This window comes from Vibrio hepatarius (genome assembly GCF_043642085.1).
Lineage (GTDB): Bacteria > Pseudomonadota > Gammaproteobacteria > Enterobacterales > Vibrionaceae > Vibrio > Vibrio hepatarius_C.
The window spans coordinates 54944-72946 of record NZ_JBHZSA010000007.1; the positions used below are offsets into that span (position 1 = coordinate 54944).

The window sequence follows — 18003 nt, forward strand, 5'->3', positions numbered from 1 at the left end:
GACAACAATTACAATATAGGCAGCGTGGCTGGCACGTTAAGGAGACGTCAATGGAATCATTAAAAGTAAAAGACTATATGACACTACAAGCGGTGACATTTACCCCTGAAATGTCGTTAAGTGCCGCTTTAGATAAGGTTATGAACTCAAGATATTTGGGTGGTCCGGTTATCAATGAACAACGAGAAGTCATTGGCTTTTTATCTGGTCAGGATTTGCTCGATAAATTGGTTAAGGTCAGTTATTACTGTCAAGACACCCACATTGTTTCAGACTGCATGCACAAAGATGTGCTCTCAGTGACATCAGAGACTTCGATTATTGATCTGGCAGATATGATGAAAGTAGGGCGACCGAAAGTATATCCAGTTATTGATGCAGGCAAGTTAGTCGGTATTATCACACGACGTGATGTGCTCAGAGCGGTTGCCAAAAACCTAGATGATTGTTTTAAGCATCCAGTATAGAATGTTGTTACAAATTGTTAGAAAAAGGCGCTGTGTGCGCCTTTTCTTGTTCTAAAGAATGAAGAGAAAATCAATGACCGATCAAACAGCCAAATTCGTCGAAGGGTCTACCATGCGCCACATATTGGTGATGTCGGGAGCAGGCTCGGTGGGTCTGATGGCCTTGTTTGTCGTTGATTTAATCGACATGCTGTTCATTAGTATGTTGGGCCAAGTTGAATTGGCCGCCGCTGTCGGGTTTGCGGGCACACTGGTTTTCTTCTCTACATCGATTTCAATTGGTACCTCTATCGCGATGGGCGCGCTGGTGTCGAAAGCCATTGGGGCCAAGCAGCATCAGCATGCCAAACAGCTCACCACGAGCATCATGTTTACCGCCGTGGCCATCAGTATTTTGGTGTCGGGTATCATGTTTACCTATATCCCTGAACTGTTACAGGCCATCGGGGCGCAAGGTGTTGCAGCGGAGCGCGCAGAAGCGTATTTGAGAATTATCCTGCCGAGTGCGCCGGTCATTGCGGTTGCGATGGCTGCGGGGGCTGGGCTTCGCGCTGCTGGGGATGCTAAGCGTTCGATGTGGGCAACGCTTGCTGGTGGTATCGTTAACGCTATTCTTGACCCTATTTTTATCTTTGGTTTTGGGTGGAACGTTGAAGGTGCCGCGTTAGCCTCGGTGTTTGCTCGTTTTACTGTTCTATTCTTCTCCCTTTATCCACTGATTAAAGTGCATCAGTTGGTGGCGCGTTTTAACTACTCAGTGTGGCGAAGCAATTTAAAACTGATTCTTGCAATTGCCGTCCCTGCGGTTATTACCAATATCGCCACACCGATTGGTAACGCTATTGTTACCTCATCCATCGCCCAGTTCGGTGAAAACTATGTTGCAGGCTTCGCTGTTATTGGCCGATTAACTCCGGTTTGTTTCGCTGTCATCTTTGCTTTGTCGGGGGCAGTTGGTCCGATCATTGGCCAAAACTATGGCGCTGAACGTATGGACCGTGTGAAAGAGACACTCAACAACTCACTTATTGTCACAACCGTATATACCCTAGCGGTATGTGCCATTCTCTATTTTGCTCAAGACTTGATCGTCAGCATGTTCAGTTTGCAAGGGGACGCTCAGGTTATCGTAGCGGCATTTTGTACTTATGTGGCGATCAGTTTCATCTTTAACGGCGCACAGTTTGTTGCTAACACCTCGTTCAATAATTTGGGTAAGCCGCTGTATTCAACAGCTCTTAACCTGGGTAAAGCGACGTTAGGGACATTACCGTTCGTTCATTTCGGTGCGTTGTGGTTTGGCGCGTTAGGTGTTCTTTATGGACAAGCGCTGGGTACGGTGGTGTTTGGTATCATTGCTATTATTGTCTTGCGCAAGCACATCTCTGATCTCATGGCAGGTTCATGTGCTGAGCAAGCGCAAGCTGATCCATCGATAACCAGTGTTAATAGCCAGCCATTTTGTAGCCATGATGCGGTTTTGATCGATGATGTTGCTGCCACTGCAGAAGTAGCGGAAGAAATTGCAGAAAAAGTTTGACCTTGGAGTAGACTCTAAGGTTTAAACTTGATGTGTACAATGAATGGAGATAAACATATGTGCACAAAACATCAAGCATGCCGCTCTGAGAAAATTGCGGCAAATCCTTCCCAAACAGGCTCATGTTCAAGCCCTAAAATCGCTACGATTCAAATGGCGGATGTCAGTACAACAGAATCAGGCTGTTGTAGCTCGAACAGTTGCAGCAGTGGGGCGGATCCGACTGACGAAGAAGGTGAGTCCGGAAGCTCTTCCGCACGCTTCACCCAAAGTTGGAAAGTTAACGGGATGGACTGTCCATCTTGTGCCCGAAAAATAGAAACTGCCGTTAATCGTGTCGAAGGGGTTTTAGAAGCGAAGGTTCTGTTTGCGACAGAAAAGCTCGTGATTAAATCAGACAGCTCGGGCGCTGCTCAGTTGGTTGAACAAACCATCCTAGATACTGGCTTTACGTTTTCTAATCCTGGCGAATCGAATCAAAAAGAAAAACCTAAAGGCTGGAAGGCTGTTATCAAACAAAATAGTCAAGTGATCGCGATTGCTTCTGCGATGGCTATTGCTGCAGTTTTGAAGCCTGCATTCCCTCAAGTAAGTGAATGGCTATTCTTCATTACCTGTTTAGCAGGTCTTTATCCAATTGGTAAAAAAGCGATCAGTTTAGCGCGCTCAGGTACTCCGTTTGCGATTGAAACCTTGATGAGTGTTGCGGCCATTGGTGCCCTTTATCTTGGTGAAACGGTTGAAGCGGCGATGGTGTTGCTACTGTTTTTGATTGGTGAGCAACTAGAAGCTTTTGCTGCATCAAGAGCGCGTAGCGGTGTTCAAGCATTAATGGAACTGGTGCCTGAAACGGCAACCAAGATAATTGATGGTAAGCGCGTTGAAGTGTCGGCGAGTGAATTACAACCGGGTGACATGATTGAAGTTTCTCCTGGCGCCCGTTTACCTGCAGATGGCAAGTTAACCGATGCGCTAGCAAGCTTTGATGAAAGTGCCTTAACCGGAGAGTCGATCCCTGTTGAACGTTACCAAGGCGAATCAGTAATGGCTGGCGCGGTAGCGGTTGATAAAGTGGTGCGCTTTACCATTACTTCTAAGCAAGGTGAAAACGCCATTGACCGTATTTTGCACTTGATAGAAGAAGCAGAATCACGCAAAGCGCCACTAGAACGATTCTTAGATAAGTTCAGCCGTTGGTATACGCCGCTAATGATGTTGGTTTCGCTACTGGTCATCATTACGCCTCCACTACTGTTTGCTCAGCCATGGGAAACATGGGTATATCGTGGTCTAGCACTGTTATTGATTGCGTGTCCTTGTGCACTGGTGATCTCCACACCAGCGGCCATTACCTCAGGCTTAGCGGCGGCAGCGCGTCGTGGTGCATTGATTAAAGGTGGCGCGGCACTAGAGCAGCTCGGCAACGTTGAGACCATCGCCTTTGATAAAACCGGGACACTGACTAAAGGTAAACCGGAAGTGACGGATGTAGTGGCTTTGTCGGGCTGGCAAAAAGAATCACTGCTAGCCAAAGTCGCAGCGATTGAAGTCGGTTCGAGTCACCCTCTGGCGGTATCTGTTGTCAATAAAGCCATACAGCTGGGTATTGAGATCATTGAGGCTCAAGACAAGCAGGCGTTAGTCGGTAGTGGTGTGCGTGGCTTAGTTGAAGGGGTTGAATATCAAGTATCAGCGCCAAGTAAGTTGACCATAGACCTTGATGAGTCTTTGACAAATCAAATTGAGCAACTGGAAAACCAAGGCAAAACGGTTGTTGTGGCGCTTGAAAGCCAAACCACTCCGATTGGTTTGATCGCATGGCAAGATACTTTGCGAGAAGACTCAGCTCAGGCAGTTAAAGCCCTGAAAGGCCTAGGTATTCATTCAATTATGTTAACAGGTGATAACCCGCGCAGTGCGCAGGCTATTAGCTCAATGATTGATATCGACTTTAAAGCGAGCCTTCTACCACAAGATAAAGTGACCTATGTTGAACAGCTATCTGCGCAAGGTAATGTCGCGATGGTCGGCGACGGTATTAATGATGCGCCCGCAATGAAAGCATCGAGCATTGGTATCGCGATGGGAGGCGGAACCGATGTCGCGCTTGAGACCGCAGATGCGGCAATCACTCACAACCGCTTGCTAGAACTTGCGGGGATGATTGAGCTATCACGAGCGACGCTGACTAACATTCGCCAAAATATCGCGCTTGCGCTTGGCTTAAAAGGTGTCTTTTTGGTCACAAGCTTATTGGGTATTACAGGCCTTTGGGTTGCGGTACTGGCTGACAGCGGTGCGACTGCCATTGTAACGCTGAATGCTTTAAGGCTACTTAAGTTCAAATCTAAGCTCGATCAAGCCTAAATCTATAGCGAGAGCTCTCAATGAAACAGCCCTGCATCTTTGATGGAAGGGCTGTTTTTTATGCAATTAGCAGTAACTGTTGCGGTAAAGTGTGATGTAAACCGTTTTTGTGTGTAATGTAATTATTTGTTGCGATCTTATTTGTGATCATTGTCACTTCAAAGAGTTCAGTGGTTAGTTAGAGTATCTCCTGTACCCGATAAATTTATAGAGCAAGCAGACCTAACTCATCGGCTGACTTGCCATCATAAGGAGCGACCTATGTCTCAAGCTGTATTCCACCTTGGTGTTACTCAAGAAGATCTTGCTGGTGCAACTCTGGCTATCATTCCAGGTGACCCAGCGCGTGTACAAAAAATTGCAGAGGAAATGGAGAACCCAGTATTCCTCGCAAGTCACCGTGAATACACACTTTACCGTGCAGAGCTTGACGGCAAGCCTGTTGTTGTTTGTTCAACAGGTATCGGTGGTCCATCAACATCTATCGCAGTTGAAGAACTAGCTCAGCTTGGTGTTCGTACTTTCCTACGCGTTGGTACTACTGGTGCGATTCAACCACATGTAAACGTGGGTGACATGATTGTATCAACGGGCTCTGTTCGTCTAGATGGCGCAAGTCTACACTTTGCTCCAATGGAGTTCCCAGCAGTAGCGGACTTTGAAGTAGCAACAGCGATGAAAGCGGCAGTTGAAGAATCAGGCGCAACAGTACACATGGGTGTAACTGCTTCAAGTGACACCTTCTACCCAGGTCAAGAGCGTTACGATACTTTCTCTGGCCGTGTTGTTAAGCGTTTCCAAGGTTCTATGCAAGAATGGCAAGACATGGGCGTACTTAACTTTGAGATGGAATCTGCAACACTACTTACCATGTGTGCAAGCTCTGGTCTTAAAGCAGGTTGTGTTGCCGGTGTAATCATCAACCGTACGCAGAAAGAGATTCCAGACCACTCAACACTGAAAGAGACAGAAGCTCGTTCGATCAAAGTTGTAGTAGAAGCTGCACGCAAGATGCTTTAAATACTCAGTTGAGTAATAAGCACCTTTACAGATAAACAAAAACCCCAATTGGGATGAACCAATTGAGGTTTTTTGTATCTAGGCAGATAAGTTAGCGCTTAAGCGACAAACTCTTCTGAATCAGGGCGATTAGTGAACTGGACGCCGCTTAAGAAATCACATAGCAATTGATCTTCACATGCTTTGTAGTTCTTATTGTTTGGCTTGCGGAAATAAGCGCCGATTTCATATTTGCTCAGGCTAACACCAACCACTTCGAGAACATCCAACACATCTTCTGCTTTCATATTCAGAGCAATGCGTAGCTTCATGAAAATCATGTTGTTGGTCAGTGTTTGCTCTGGTTTTGGCTGTTCACCCTCTTTCTTACCGCGTTTGAGGTTGATGAAACCATTAAGAAATAGAGCAAGCTCTTTGTCTTTCATCTTAGTCATAGACTTATCTGAGTCTGCCTTTAGCCAGTCGTTGACTTGGTTAGGTGCTACCGTGGTATCTACCTGCTCAAAAGCCTTCATTATTTGAGTGTTTTTCAAATTAAGTGAATGCTGGATACGGCGTAAGATTTCGTTATTAGTCACAAGATTCTCTTTGTGGTAAGTCATCGCTGACGAGATATAGTTGGGCGTGACTTTAGCAGAGTTGCTTGTATAGCGATAGAAATAAAAGGGCACATGCCGTGCCCATATGACGACTAAATTATGAATAAGCGATTGAAGGGAGAGGAAGATATAGGCTCTCTGACATTTCAGATAGCATCTGATCATAAACCTGAGAGATGGTCGCTGAAATATCACTGGTAACGCTGTACATCTCTTCGGTACTGATCGGTAGACTCATTGCTGAAGAAATCTCGGTTAGCTGATGAATTGAGTCAATACTGGCTGGTGAGGCGACCGAAAGCGGACTAATTAATGACAGTTGGTTGAGCTTTCTTCGCGTTTTGTCACAGTAGTATTTAAGTCGCATAAACCCGTCTGGACTCTCACTGTCTGGAATGCACAGTCGAAGTTGAGTCAGCACTTCCATGCTTTCAAGTATTTGTTGCCAGTTTAAGTGATACTCATCGCTGAGGTCTTCACGCTCTGATTCGATGAGCCAAGCCAAGGCGATTTCATCCATCAAGAACATCGCATGACGAATCGCTTTACCATGAATAATTTGATTGCGCGAGACAGAGCGCGTATGCCAGTCATCATGCATTGCTTTTAGTTTTAACTGGTAGATTCGATACATGGGCTTATTGTCAAACGGGGCGGTAGCAATAAGGTTATTTGAGCACTCGATGATCTCGGCATAGAGTGTATTGGTACTGTGCAAAGACTTATCGGTTACTGCTGCGCTGAGTGCATGGTGGCTGAGCTTTCGGTGCTCTCGACACAAACGAAGTAGGGTTCGCAGTTGAACAAGAGTGTCGAATTTGCGCTGTAGTATGACTTGGCGCTTTTTCGAATAATGAAATAGAAAAGCCAAGACGGCACATGAACAAAGTAATGAAAGTAATACAAACATAGCCAACTCCTTTATATGTTTTACCTATAAAGTGGTAGGCATGTTTGGTGCCATGGTTAAGTTTCTTTATATTTCAATGGCTTGAGTGTTTGTTGGTAATCGTCTTGTTCTTAGTTGGTGCAGTTAGTCCCCATAGTAGTGAAAGCTAAGTGATTAAAAAGTAATAAAAAACCCCGCTATCAAAGCGGGGTTTAGTCTATCGGTTAACCTAGGCTTACATTACACGCATACCAGGCTGAGCGCCTTCGTGCGGTTCAAGAATCCATAGGTCGCTGCCACCAGGGCCAGCGGCTAGGATCATGCCTTCAGACATGCCGAACTTCATCTTACGAGGTTTTAGGTTAGCTACCATTACCGTTAGCTTGCCTTCTAGCTCTTCAGGTTTGTACGCTGACTTAATGCCAGAGAATACCTGGCGAGTTTCACCGCCGATGTCTAGTTGGAACTTAAGCAGTTTGTTTGCTTTTGGCACTTCTTCACAAGATATGATACGTGCGATACGCATATCTACTGCAGCGAAAGCATCAAATTCAATCTCGTCTGCGATTGGATCTTTGTCTAGCTCTGTTTGGCTTGCTTTGTTCTTAGCTGCTTCTGCCGCTTCTTTTGCTGCAACTTCTGCTGCTGCGTCTTCTTTAGAAGCTTCGATCATCGCTTCAACCTTCTTAGGATCGATGCGGTTGAACAATGCTTTGAACTTAGTGATTTCGTGATCCGTTAGTGGTGCGGTGATGCCTTCCCAAGTTAGCTCTTCGTTTAGGAACGCTTCAGTACGTGCAGCAAGCTCTGGCATTACCGGTTTCAGGTAAGTCATCAGAACACGGAATAGGTTGATACCAACAGAACAGATGTCTTGTAGCTCTTGGTCTTTACCTTCTTCTTTCGCAACAACCCACGGTGCTTTCTCATCAACGTATTGGTTTGCTTTGTCTGCCAGTGCCGTGATTTCACGGATTGCACGACCAAATTCACGCGTCTCGTATAGCTCTGCGATACGACCAGCTGCTGCAGCGAACTCATTGTATAGCTCAGTTTCTGCGAAGTTAGCAGATAGTTTGCCTTCAAAACGCTTACTGATGAAGCCAGCATTACGAGATGCTAGGTTAACAATCTTGTTTACTACGTCAGCATTAACGCGCTGAGTGAAGTCTTCAAGGTTAAGGTCTAGGTCATCAATACGGCTGTTTAGTTTCGCTGCATAGTAGTAACGTAGACATTCTGGATCTAGGTGATCTAGGTACGTCGCTGCTTTGATAAATGTGCCTTTAGACTTAGACATCTTCGCACCGTTTACCGTTACGTAGCCGTGTACGTATACGTTGTTTGGCTTACGGAAACCAGAGCCTTCTAGCATTGCTGGCCAGAATAGCGAGTGGAAGTAAACAATGTCTTTACCGATGAAGTGGTAAAGCTCAGTTGTGCTGTCTTTCTTCCAGTACTCATCGAAGTCTAGGCCTTCAGTCTTGTTACATAGGTTCTTGAATGAAGCCATGTAGCCAACCGGTGCGTCTAGCCATACGTAGAAGAATTTGTCTTTTTCACCTGGGATTTCGAAACCGAAGTAAGGTGCATCACGCGAGATATCCCACTGCTGTAGACCAGACTCGAACCACTCTTGCATCTTGTTCGCTGTTTCAGATTGAAGTGAGCCAGAGCGAGTCCACGCTTGTAGCATGCTTTCAAACTGAGGCAGGTCGAAGAAAAAGTGCTCTGAATCTTTCATGACTGGTGTCGCGCCAGATACTGCTGATTTAGGATCGATCAGTTCAGTTGGGCTGTACGTTTCACCACAGTTATCACAGTTATCACCGTATTGGTCTTCTGACTTACACTTAGGACAGGTACCTTTTACGAAACGATCCGGTAGGAACATCTCTTTCTCAGGGTCAAATAGCTGAGAAATAGTACGGCTAGAAATGAAACCGTTTTTCTTAAGCTCTAGGTAGATGTGCGAAGCCAGTTCACGGTTCTCTTCAGAGTGTGTGCTGTGGTAGTTATCAAAGCTAATATCGAAGCCAGCGAAGTCTTTTTGGTGCTCTTCACTTACTGCAGCGATCATCTCTTCTGGCGTAATACCCATCTGTTGTGCTTTTAGCATGATTGGCGTGCCGTGAGCATCGTCAGCACAGATGAAGTTTACAGTGTTGCCACGTAGGCGTTGGTAGCGAACCCAGATATCCGCTTGAATGTGTTCAAGCATATGACCTAGGTGAATCGAACCGTTAGCGTACGGAAGGGCACAAGTGACCAGTAGTTTTCTTGGATCAGTCGCCATACTTAATATTCGCTTCTAATGATGTATAAAAAAATAGAGAGTAATACTACCTTATCCCACCAGTGACTCCAAGGCTTCCAATATGGGAAACCCTAGTTTTTTCAGGGTTCAGTATCGGCTGGTGGAGTGTTACGATTAGATGCATAAGGAGGACCTATGCGTCAGTTCACTTCAAAGCAAGATTTCTGTGATTGGTTGAACCAATTTGAGCACCCATCTCTTATTTCGGAATGGGCCTCTTCAGCTAATATCGTTTCAGTGAAACCGGAAGGTTTCACTATTGATATTCCTTTTGCAGCCAATGACTTAGTTGTTGGGCTGAATGAGTGGATATCGAGTAGACAAGCGTCAGCAGAGGTGGCTCAGTTTGACTACTCAATCAACATTGCGCCTAAGCCTTTAGAAACCCATGTTGCTCATGAGATTAAAGGGGTTAAAAACGTTATTGCGGTGACGTCAGCGAAAGGCGGGGTAGGTAAGTCGACTACGTCGGTGAACTTAGCACTGGCGCTTGCTCAGTCTGGTGCTAAAGTTGGCCTGCTAGATGCTGATATCTATGGTCCTTCGGTTCCTTTGATGATTGGTCAGACTGAGGCTAGACCGGAAGTGCGTGACAATAAGTGGATGCAGCCTATTGCTGCCCATGGTATCTACACTCACTCAATTGGCTATTTAGTTTCTAAAGATGAAGCGGCGATCTGGCGTGGTCCAATGGCAGCAAAAGCACTGTCGCAACTGCTCAATGAAACAGAGTGGCCTGAACTGGATTACTTGGTGATTGATATGCCGCCGGGTACCGGCGATATTCAGTTGACTCTTTCTCAGCAAGTGCCAGTGACAGGCGCTGTGATTGTGACAACGCCTCAAGACTTAGCATTGGCTGACGCACGTAAAGGCGCCGCTATGTTTGGCAAAGTGGATGTGCCGGTTGTCGGTGTGGTTGAAAACATGAGCTACCACATTTGTAGTCACTGCGGCGAGAAAGAGCACATCTTTGGCGCTGGCGGAGCGGAGCAAATGGCGAGCGAGTATGGTCTAGATTTGTTAGCGCAAATTCCACTGCATATTCAAATGCGTGAAGATATCGACAATGGCAAGCCGACAGTGGCAGCTCGCCCTGGGTCTGAACATGCGCAGCAATATCTGGCAATGGCAGAAGCAGTAAGCTCTCGTTTATATTGGCGAGGCAAGACTAAGCCTGAAAACATTATGTTTACCATGGTCGAATAGCGGATTTTTTATCCACTAATAAAGAGCGCCAATGAGCGCTCTTTTTGTTTTTATTCTGTGTAATCGATTGCGTGAGTGGCTTTTATTCTATTTACTTATTTCTTCACAATCCTTGCTAGCAACAAAGGTCTTAACTCCCTATAATCAGGCGGTTTATCCAAAATTATGCTCATACCTAGGGCTTGTCCATACTGGCACTGCTAGTATTAGCATAAGACACCAATCTAAATCATCGGGTGCAAGAATAATGTCTGATAATAATCAATGCGTCATCGTCGGTATTGCTGGCGCGTCTGCTTCTGGAAAAAGTTTAATCGCGAGCACTATCTATAACGAATTACGTGAGAAAGTGGGCGATCATCAAATTGGTGTGATTACGGAAGATTGCTACTACAACGATCAAAGCCACCTAAGCATGGAAGAGCGTGTTAAAACCAACTATGACCACCCGAGCGCGCTTGATCACGACTTACTGTGTGAGCATCTAGAAAAGCTAGTCAAAGGTGAAGCGGTAGAAGTTCCTGAGTACAGCTACACAGATCATACTCGTACAGACAATACTACGCCGATGACGCCGAAGAAGGTTATCATCCTTGAAGGTATCCTACTTCTGACTGACCCACGTCTGCGTGACCTAATGCATGCGACGGTATTTATGGATACACCACTTGATATCTGTCTATTACGCCGCGTTAAGCGTGATGTAGAAGAACGTGGTCGTACTATGGACTCAGTTCTAAAGCAGTACCAAGAGACGGTTCGTCCAATGTTTATGCAGTTCATCGAGCCATCGAAACAATACGCAGACATTATCGTACCGCGTGGTGGTAAAAACCGTATCGCTATCGATGTACTAAAAGCGCACATTGCAAAACTTCTGAAAGCTTAATCATTTGATAAGTAATCAGGCTTTATTTTTTATGAGATAAGTGGCACTTTAAGTGCCACTTTCTTTTTATGGTCTCAAATATTCTTTTTGAAGACTTATACTTGGGGTTGTTGCCTGTTTGGTAAGACTCGTTTAGCAAGGATAATGCTGATGAAGAAACTGTTCCTGTTTATTGCAATTCCTGTGGTTGCAATTTTGGGCGCTATAATTGCGCTCGTTGTACTGGTTAACCCTAACCAGTTTAAGCCGCTTATTGTCGAGCAAGCGAAAACCCATACTGGGTTAGATCTTGTGATTGAAGGTGATATTAGCTGGCAATTTTTCCCATCAATTGGTTTTGAGCTCGGCCAAACAGAGCTGCGTAACCCGCAAGGCTTTGAGCAACTAAACATGTTCAAAGTGGACACGGTTGGCATCGATGTTTCTGTGATGCCATTATTCAGCCAACAACTAGAAATCGGCAATATCACCTTAGATGGCGCGGCTTTCTCGTTAGAAACATTGAAAGATGGCTCTAAGAACATTGATGCGTTGACGCAAGCACAAACTGCTCAAGCGACCGCGACTGAATCTGCGCCAGCTGCGACAACGTCAGATTCAAAGCCGGCAGAGTCAACACCAACAGAACAAAGCGGTGCTTCTGCGTGGACAATCAATCTAGCCGGTGTGACGGTATCTAACGCATCGGTTGAAATCCAAGATAAGCAGGCTGGCACATTCACTAAGCTCTATGATGTCTCACTGAATCTTTCTGAGTTTGCAGTGGACACCTGGACCAAAGTGGATTTCGCGGTGAAAGGCGAAGCGAACAAGCAGAAATTTGCTGCTAGTGGCGATGCTGAATTTAAGCTAGCGAAAGGTTTCCAACAATATGCTCTACGCAATATCAACTTAGATGCCAGCTTCAGCGATCCTGCTACTCAGATCGACAGTGCAAAAATTGGCTTAGAAACGTTTGAGTTTGATAAAGCCAACGCATTGACATACTCAGTTGTGGGTCAAGCTGCGGGCTTAGAGATCGATATGAAAGGTGCAGCGTCACTGACAGTGGATCAAGCGATCAGTAAAGTTGTGATGAACCAACTGACATTGGATGCGACATTCAAAGGTGACTCGCTGCCGCAATCACCAATGAAAGTGGACATGGCGTCGGATCTCTCTTTTGATTTAACCAAGAGCCACCTGAGTTTTGTGCTTGAGAAGTTGACTGCAAATGCATTGGCGTTTGATGGTAAAGCAGACATTACTTTGGCAGACATCCCGAAAGTTCGTTTCTCACTGCACAGCCCAAATATTGATTTGGATGAGTTCCTTGGCTTGGGTCAGGCTCAAGAAAGTAAGGCAAGTGAAACTAACTCGGAGTCAGCGCCTGCTAACAGTGAGTCTAAAACGGCCAAGACATCACCTAAAAAGCCCGCTAAAGAAGTTGAACCAGACCTATCTGCACTGAAAACGTTAGATGTGATGGGCGATATCACTATCGATAAGTTCAAAGCCAACAACGCTAAGATGCAAAATGTTAAGGCAAGCTTCTCAGTGAATCGCGGTATTGCAGAGCTGAAATCGTTTACCTCTAACTTGTACCAAGGTTCGATCAGTGCCACTGCACGACTTGATGCACGTAAGTCTCCAGCTTCTTACACAGCGAAAAAGCGCATCAAAGGCGTTAAGGTGTTACCGCTGCTTAAAGATGTGGCGAATAACGATATGCTAGAAGGTACCGGTAATATTAATGTTGATGTCAAAGGCAGCAGCCTAACGCCAACAGGTATTCAGAAGAACTTGGTTGGCACGATTGCGATTAACTTCGAAGACGGTGCGGTTCATGGCATCAACGTAGCACAATTGATCCGTGAAAATTACGCCAAGATTAAGGGCCAAAAAGTAGAGTCGAAAGGTGAAGTTCAGAAGACTGACTTTAGCGCGATGAAAGCAACCCTGAAGCTGAATAAAGGCAATGTATCGACCAACGACCTGACTATGCAGTCTCCATTACTGAGAATTCGTGGTAACGGCGCAGCAAACTACATTAATCAAACGGTCGACTTCACGGTCAGCACTTCTGTTGTTGGTACGCTAGAAGGGCAAGGCGGTAAAGACATCGATGAGTTGAAAGATGTCACTATCCCAATCAATGTGTCGGGTAAATGGGCAGAGCCTAAGTTCAAACTTGTGTTTGATGATGTGCTTAAGCAAAAAGCTCAGAAAGAAATCGACCGTGGTGTAGAGAAACTGACAGACAAGATTAAAGATGAAGAGACCAAGAAAGCCGTTGATGGTTTACTGAAAGGACTTTTTAACTAAAATCTGTACAAAAACCGAGCGAACGCAATGTTTGCTCGGTTTTCCTAATTGGATAAAACTATCAGCTTAAGGTGCTTATTTCTTACGCTTTTTTGCGCCACCTCAGGCTAAAATACCGTCTCGACTCCTACTTATTCTTCCTACCCTTGAAGGGGAAAGCCTACACTTGATGCCGTTAAAAAAGAATGTACCTACATACACGATTGTTAAGTCTGTGTAATTTTGTCTTAAATTCATTAACGTATATTGAGACAAAAGACGTATGGTTAAATTCCTATCTCAGCTCCAAATTAAAACAAAGCTATTGCTCTCGTTCTTGTCAATGGTAGTACTATTTACCGTTGTTAATATCTATAACTTGAACGTCCTGAATAGTGATATTACAAATCTGAATAGCTACAGTAGTTCATCTCTCAGCAAGATCAATTCAGTTTATGACAATGAAATACAGTCGACGTATGAAATAAGATTATTGTTCTTGAAAGCGGCTGGTCGAGAAGGCTTAGATGGGACGTTTATCAGTGCTTTAGACTCTTGGTATCAAAGCATTGAGAGAAACTTTATCGATGATGGTAAAAGTGCTACCCAGTTGCGACTAGAGAATTATAAAAACTACTATAATCATGTCCGAAGACTTCCAGAAGTAAAAAATACGTATTCTGTAAATAGTGAGGAATACGCTGACTTTTTAAAGGAGTCGGACGAATTGGCGTCGAAGCTAATCCAATCTTTGGCTGAATTTTCTGATGAGATAAATGCAAGTATTCGTGAGGACTTCCGTCAAACCCAAGCGGATGCTGAGCAAGTAGCGATTCACAGCCTCATCGAATTAGCCATCATTTCTTTGGTATCTCTGTTGTTCATTACTTATGTAGCCAGCACTATTGCCAAACCAATCAATGACGTAGCTATGAAGCTGAATGAAATGGCTAACGGTGACTTTAGCGTAAGGTATCAATATATCGGGAAAAATGAACTAGGCAGCTTATCGAGTTCGATTAATGGCCTAGGGGAGTCTATTGGACACATTATTGAGCAAGTAAACGTCAACAGTGATGGGGTTGCAGCAGCAGCAACAGAGCTAAATTCTATCATGCATCAATCAAGAGAAAGTTCGCATTTGGAAAAGGAGCAGTTTGCTCAAATAAGTGTGGCTGTGACTGAGCTCTCGAGTACTGCAAAGGAGGTAAACGCTAATGCTGCCGCGGCAGAAGAAGCATCTGACTCGGCACTTGAATTCGTTTCAATTGGTCAAAAGCATATTGATGACGCACAAAGAAGTAGTGAAGAAGTCGCAAAATCAATTAATCGCTCAGCTGAAATGATTGGAGAGTTAAAAGGTCACTCTTCAGATATTGGTCGTGTCATTGAAGTGATTAATAACATTTCTGATCAGACAAATTTGCTTGCTCTGAACGCTGCTATCGAAGCGGCAAGAGCAGGGGAGCAAGGCAGAGGCTTTGCCGTGGTTGCGGATGAAGTTCGAGGGCTTGCTGTTCAAACTCAAGATTCGACTGCTGAAATACAGAATGTTATTGAGGCGCTACAAGAACAAGCTTCAATTGTGAGTGATTTGACGCTTCATAATGTGAACTTGATTAAGGGTAGCCAAGAGTCATCACAGCATGTCCTAGGTGCATTCAATGAGATTACTTTGGCGGTGCAAAAGATTTCGGAACAAAACTCGTTAGTATTTGCTGCTTCCTCAGAGCAGGCGGAGGTCACAGATTCTGTTTCTAAAAGCATTGTTCAAGTGTCGGAAATTGTAACAGATAATACGGAGAGTATTGGCCACTGCTTTGAGGCTTCAGATGAACTAGCCGTTATGTCTGAAAGGCAAAAAGAGCTTCTGAGTCGTTATATCTCATAATCTAAGAAAGCTGGCAGCATTGTAACCTTTGCTGCCAGCTAATCAATTTTTGAGTGATGCTATTGCTACCAATCCACGCCTTGCAGTGCTTTCACTCCAGACTCAAACGCGTGCTTCACATTCTTCACCTCAGAAACGGTGTCAGCCATTTCAATTAACGTGCGATGAGCGCCGCGGCCAGTAATAATCACAGATTGCATCTTAGGGCGGTTGTTTAGTGCTTCTACGACCTCATCAAGATCGATATAGCCATAGCTCACCATATAGGTCAGTTCATCAAACAGCACTAAGTCAATGGATTCATCAGTAAGTAGGCGCTTACACTCTTGCCAAACTATTTGTGCAGCTTCGGTATCCGCTGTTTTGTTTTGAGTTTCCCAAGTAAACCCAGTGGCCATAACGTGAAACTCTACCCCAAGCTTTTCGAGTAGGTTTCGTTCTCCGTTGGCCCAAGTGCCTTTAATGAACTGTGCAACGGCTGCTTTCTTATCGTGGCCGACGGCGCGTGCTACCGTGCCAAACCCTGATGTGGATTTACCTTTGCCATTACCAGTGATTATCAGCAGTAACCCTTTCTCTTCTTGAGCAGCAGCCACTCTAGCATCGACTTGCTCTTTGACTTTTTGCTGTCTCGCTTTGTGACGCGTTTGCTTATCGTCTTCTACAGACATGGGAATTCCTTTTTACACGTTAGATTTTCTTTATGATAGAGCAATGGTTAGTGAAGAAAAACCATTGATAATTCAGGGACTCAAGTCACTGCCTCTCGTTTAGCAGAAGTTAAATATAATCACACTAGTTACCAATATGACACTGTGCTTATAGCTTATCTCAATATGAGTCGATGGACTCGATCTATCAATGCCTCAGTTTTTTATCAAATTGCTTATTAGTGTCTAATTATCTCGTCGTTGGTTGCATATGGTTTTGCTAGGAAAATATGATTATTGATTAAATGGAATTAATAATTTAAATAATGGAATGAATAAAATTACGATAGGTAAATAGCCATAACAATATAGGAATTACCTTTGTGTATAATTACATCGAATGTTTCATAGTTCTTGTTATATGCCTTATTCTTGTCTAACTCATTGAATATCTACATTAAATCATATTCAAATCCTACTTTTATATTCATGCCGTCCGGTAATTGAGAGAAATATTTACCCACCATTAATGGAATGAAAGTGTTCGATTTTTGCAATTCACATGCATCGTTTGTAGGAGTAATTTGTTTTTGAAGCATTTTTGGTGATGCGAATAAATGGCTAATTAGTTATTTAAATTTGAATCTTAAATGTTACAAAAATAGGACTCTACTAAAAGGTGTAGTCATGAAAGAAAGTACTGCTAGTGACGATATACTACTGGCGATGAAGAAAATAATGTGGTGTCAGTTACTCTTCGGTCTGTTCGCAATTATTTTTGAAATTTTCTCTTCATATAACAGGGGGGTAAATATTGAGTCCGCATTAATTGGTGTCATCTTGGCTATTTTACCAGGAATGTTTGGAATGTTTTTAGCCAGCAGAAAAGCTAAGTTTAGGCCTGACGTTGATATCAAAGATTTAATGCAATTAAGTGGAAGCATGAAGCTAGTCTATACGGTTATTTCGTTTGCTCTGGTTTTCCACTTTTTCAAAATGAGAAATGTGGTCATGATTACAAGTTATTCTATTACGTTTTTAGGATATTTTGTCGCACCGCTGCTCTATAAATACCTTCCCAATTCAGATAGTAAGGAGGGGTAAGTGGAAAGCGTACAATCCGCTCATGAGTATATAGAGCATCACCTAACATTCCTGACGAAAGGTACGGGATTTTGGGCGATTAACATGGACTCAATGTTCATGGTTTGGATTCTTGGACTGCTCTTTATTGGTTTGTTTAGATTTGCTGTATCTAAGGGAACCAGCGGTGTGCCAGGTCGTTTGCAATGCTTTGTTGAAGTGGTATTTGAGTTTGTAAACAACCTAGTAAGTGAGATCTTCCAAGCAAAAGATAAGCTCATTGGTCCAATGGCTCTGACTATTTTCGTCTGGGTTCTGCTAATGAACGCGATAGATTTGATACCGGTTGATTTTGTTCCTGCTTTTGCTCGCATGCTTGGTTTTGAACACTTCCGAGATTTACCTTCTGCAGACGTCAATGTGGCGATGTCGATGGCCCTGGGTGTCTTTTTCTTAGTGATTATTTATACACTCAAAGCAAAAGGCCTAATTGGGTTTATTAAAGAGTTAACCACTCAACCGTTCCAACATCCGTTACTTTACCCAGTTAATTTTGTACTGGAATTAGTAACGTTAATATCTAAACCTATTTCTTTAGGGTTACGATTATTTGGCAATATGTATGCAGGCGAAATGATATTTATCTTGATCGCATTAATGCCATGGTGGATGCAATGGGCGTTAAGTGTTCCATGGGCATTATTTCACATACTTATTGTTTGTTTGCAAGCGTTTATATTTATGGTTCTCACTGTTGTTTATTTAGCAATGGCAGTGGAAGAGAATCACTAGAATTATA

14 protein-coding genes are annotated in these 18003 nt (G+C 44.0%); 10 read left to right on the plus strand and 4 right to left on the minus strand.

All coding sequences use genetic code 11. The features are described 5' to 3' along the window. Positions 1-50 precede the first annotated feature (50 nt). The 4 genes from ACHUFZ_RS14550 to udp all read left to right on the plus strand — a co-directional run bounded on the left by ACHUFZ_RS14550 (position 51) and on the right by udp (position 5394). Entirely contained in the window at positions 51-467 is a 417-nt protein-coding gene (locus ACHUFZ_RS14550) for a CBS domain-containing protein (protein ID WP_394127712.1), read from the plus strand. A 73-nt stretch (positions 468-540) separates the two neighbouring features. Continuing rightward, positions 541-2007: an MATE family efflux transporter gene (locus tag ACHUFZ_RS14555; protein WP_394127713.1), complete on the plus strand. Its 1467-nt coding sequence runs from the start codon at positions 541-543 to the stop codon at positions 2005-2007. A gap of 57 nt (positions 2008-2064) precedes the next feature. Next, positions 2065-4374 carry a zinc/cadmium/mercury/lead-transporting ATPase gene (locus tag ACHUFZ_RS14560; protein ID WP_394127714.1) on the plus strand — a complete coding sequence of 770 codons (2310 nt, stop codon included), beginning with the start codon at positions 2065-2067 and terminating at the stop codon, positions 4372-4374. Between the two features lie 261 nt (positions 4375-4635). Next, on the plus strand, positions 4636-5394 hold the full coding sequence (udp, locus tag ACHUFZ_RS14565) for a uridine phosphorylase (protein ID WP_126575671.1): 759 nt from the start codon (positions 4636-4638) through the stop codon (positions 5392-5394). Positions 5395-5492: 98 nt separating this feature from the next. Here the strand turns inward: udp and ACHUFZ_RS14570 are convergent, their stop codons facing one another. From ACHUFZ_RS14570 to metG, 3 genes are all read right to left on the minus strand, one after another. Then, positions 5493-5972, minus strand: a complete 480-nt coding sequence (locus tag ACHUFZ_RS14570; RefSeq protein ID WP_394127715.1) for a YehS family protein — start codon at positions 5970-5972, stop codon at positions 5493-5495. A 118-nt stretch (positions 5973-6090) separates the two neighbouring features. Further along, positions 6091-6903: a hypothetical protein gene (locus ACHUFZ_RS14575; protein WP_394127716.1), complete on the minus strand. Its 813-nt coding sequence runs from the start codon at positions 6901-6903 to the stop codon at positions 6091-6093. Between the two features lie 214 nt (positions 6904-7117). Then, a complete protein-coding gene (gene metG / locus ACHUFZ_RS14580) occupies positions 7118-9178 on the minus strand; it encodes a methionine--tRNA ligase (protein WP_394127717.1) in 2061 nt (686 codons plus the stop codon). A gap of 156 nt (positions 9179-9334) precedes the next feature. Here metG and apbC point away from each other — a divergent pair, with 156 nt between their 5' ends. The 4 genes from apbC to ACHUFZ_RS14600 all read left to right on the plus strand — a co-directional run bounded on the left by apbC (position 9335) and on the right by ACHUFZ_RS14600 (position 15471). Beyond that, positions 9335-10408, plus strand: coding sequence for an iron-sulfur cluster carrier protein ApbC (gene apbC / locus ACHUFZ_RS14585; protein WP_394127718.1), 1074 nt, complete (start codon positions 9335-9337; stop codon positions 10406-10408). A gap of 247 nt (positions 10409-10655) precedes the next feature. Next, the gene (gene udk, locus ACHUFZ_RS14590; protein ID WP_134835104.1) at positions 10656-11297 is read left to right on the plus strand and encodes a uridine kinase; all 642 of its coding nucleotides are present in this window, start codon (positions 10656-10658) and stop codon (positions 11295-11297) included. Between the two features lie 150 nt (positions 11298-11447). Next, on the plus strand, positions 11448-13601 hold the full coding sequence (locus ACHUFZ_RS14595; protein ID WP_394127719.1) for an AsmA family protein: 2154 nt from the start codon (positions 11448-11450) through the stop codon (positions 13599-13601). Between the two features lie 478 nt (positions 13602-14079). Continuing rightward, positions 14080-15471: a methyl-accepting chemotaxis protein gene (locus ACHUFZ_RS14600; protein ID WP_394127720.1), complete on the plus strand. Its 1392-nt coding sequence runs from the start codon at positions 14080-14082 to the stop codon at positions 15469-15471. Positions 15472-15536: 65 nt separating this feature from the next. On the opposite strand, the gene cobO is transcribed toward ACHUFZ_RS14600, so the two are convergent. Continuing rightward, on the minus strand, positions 15537-16142 hold the full coding sequence (gene cobO, locus ACHUFZ_RS14605; protein WP_394127721.1) for a cob(I)yrinic acid a,c-diamide adenosyltransferase: 606 nt from the start codon (positions 16140-16142) through the stop codon (positions 15537-15539). A gap of 666 nt (positions 16143-16808) precedes the next feature. Here cobO and ACHUFZ_RS14610 point away from each other — a divergent pair. Continuing rightward, positions 16809-17225, plus strand: a complete 417-nt coding sequence (locus ACHUFZ_RS14610; protein WP_004418297.1) for a hypothetical protein — start codon at positions 16809-16811, stop codon at positions 17223-17225. Then, positions 17226-17996 (plus strand): F0F1 ATP synthase subunit A, encoded by a 771-nt coding sequence (gene atpB / locus ACHUFZ_RS14615; protein WP_394127722.1) that lies wholly within the window; start codon positions 17226-17228, stop codon positions 17994-17996. The last annotated feature ends 7 nt before the right edge of the window (positions 17997-18003 follow it).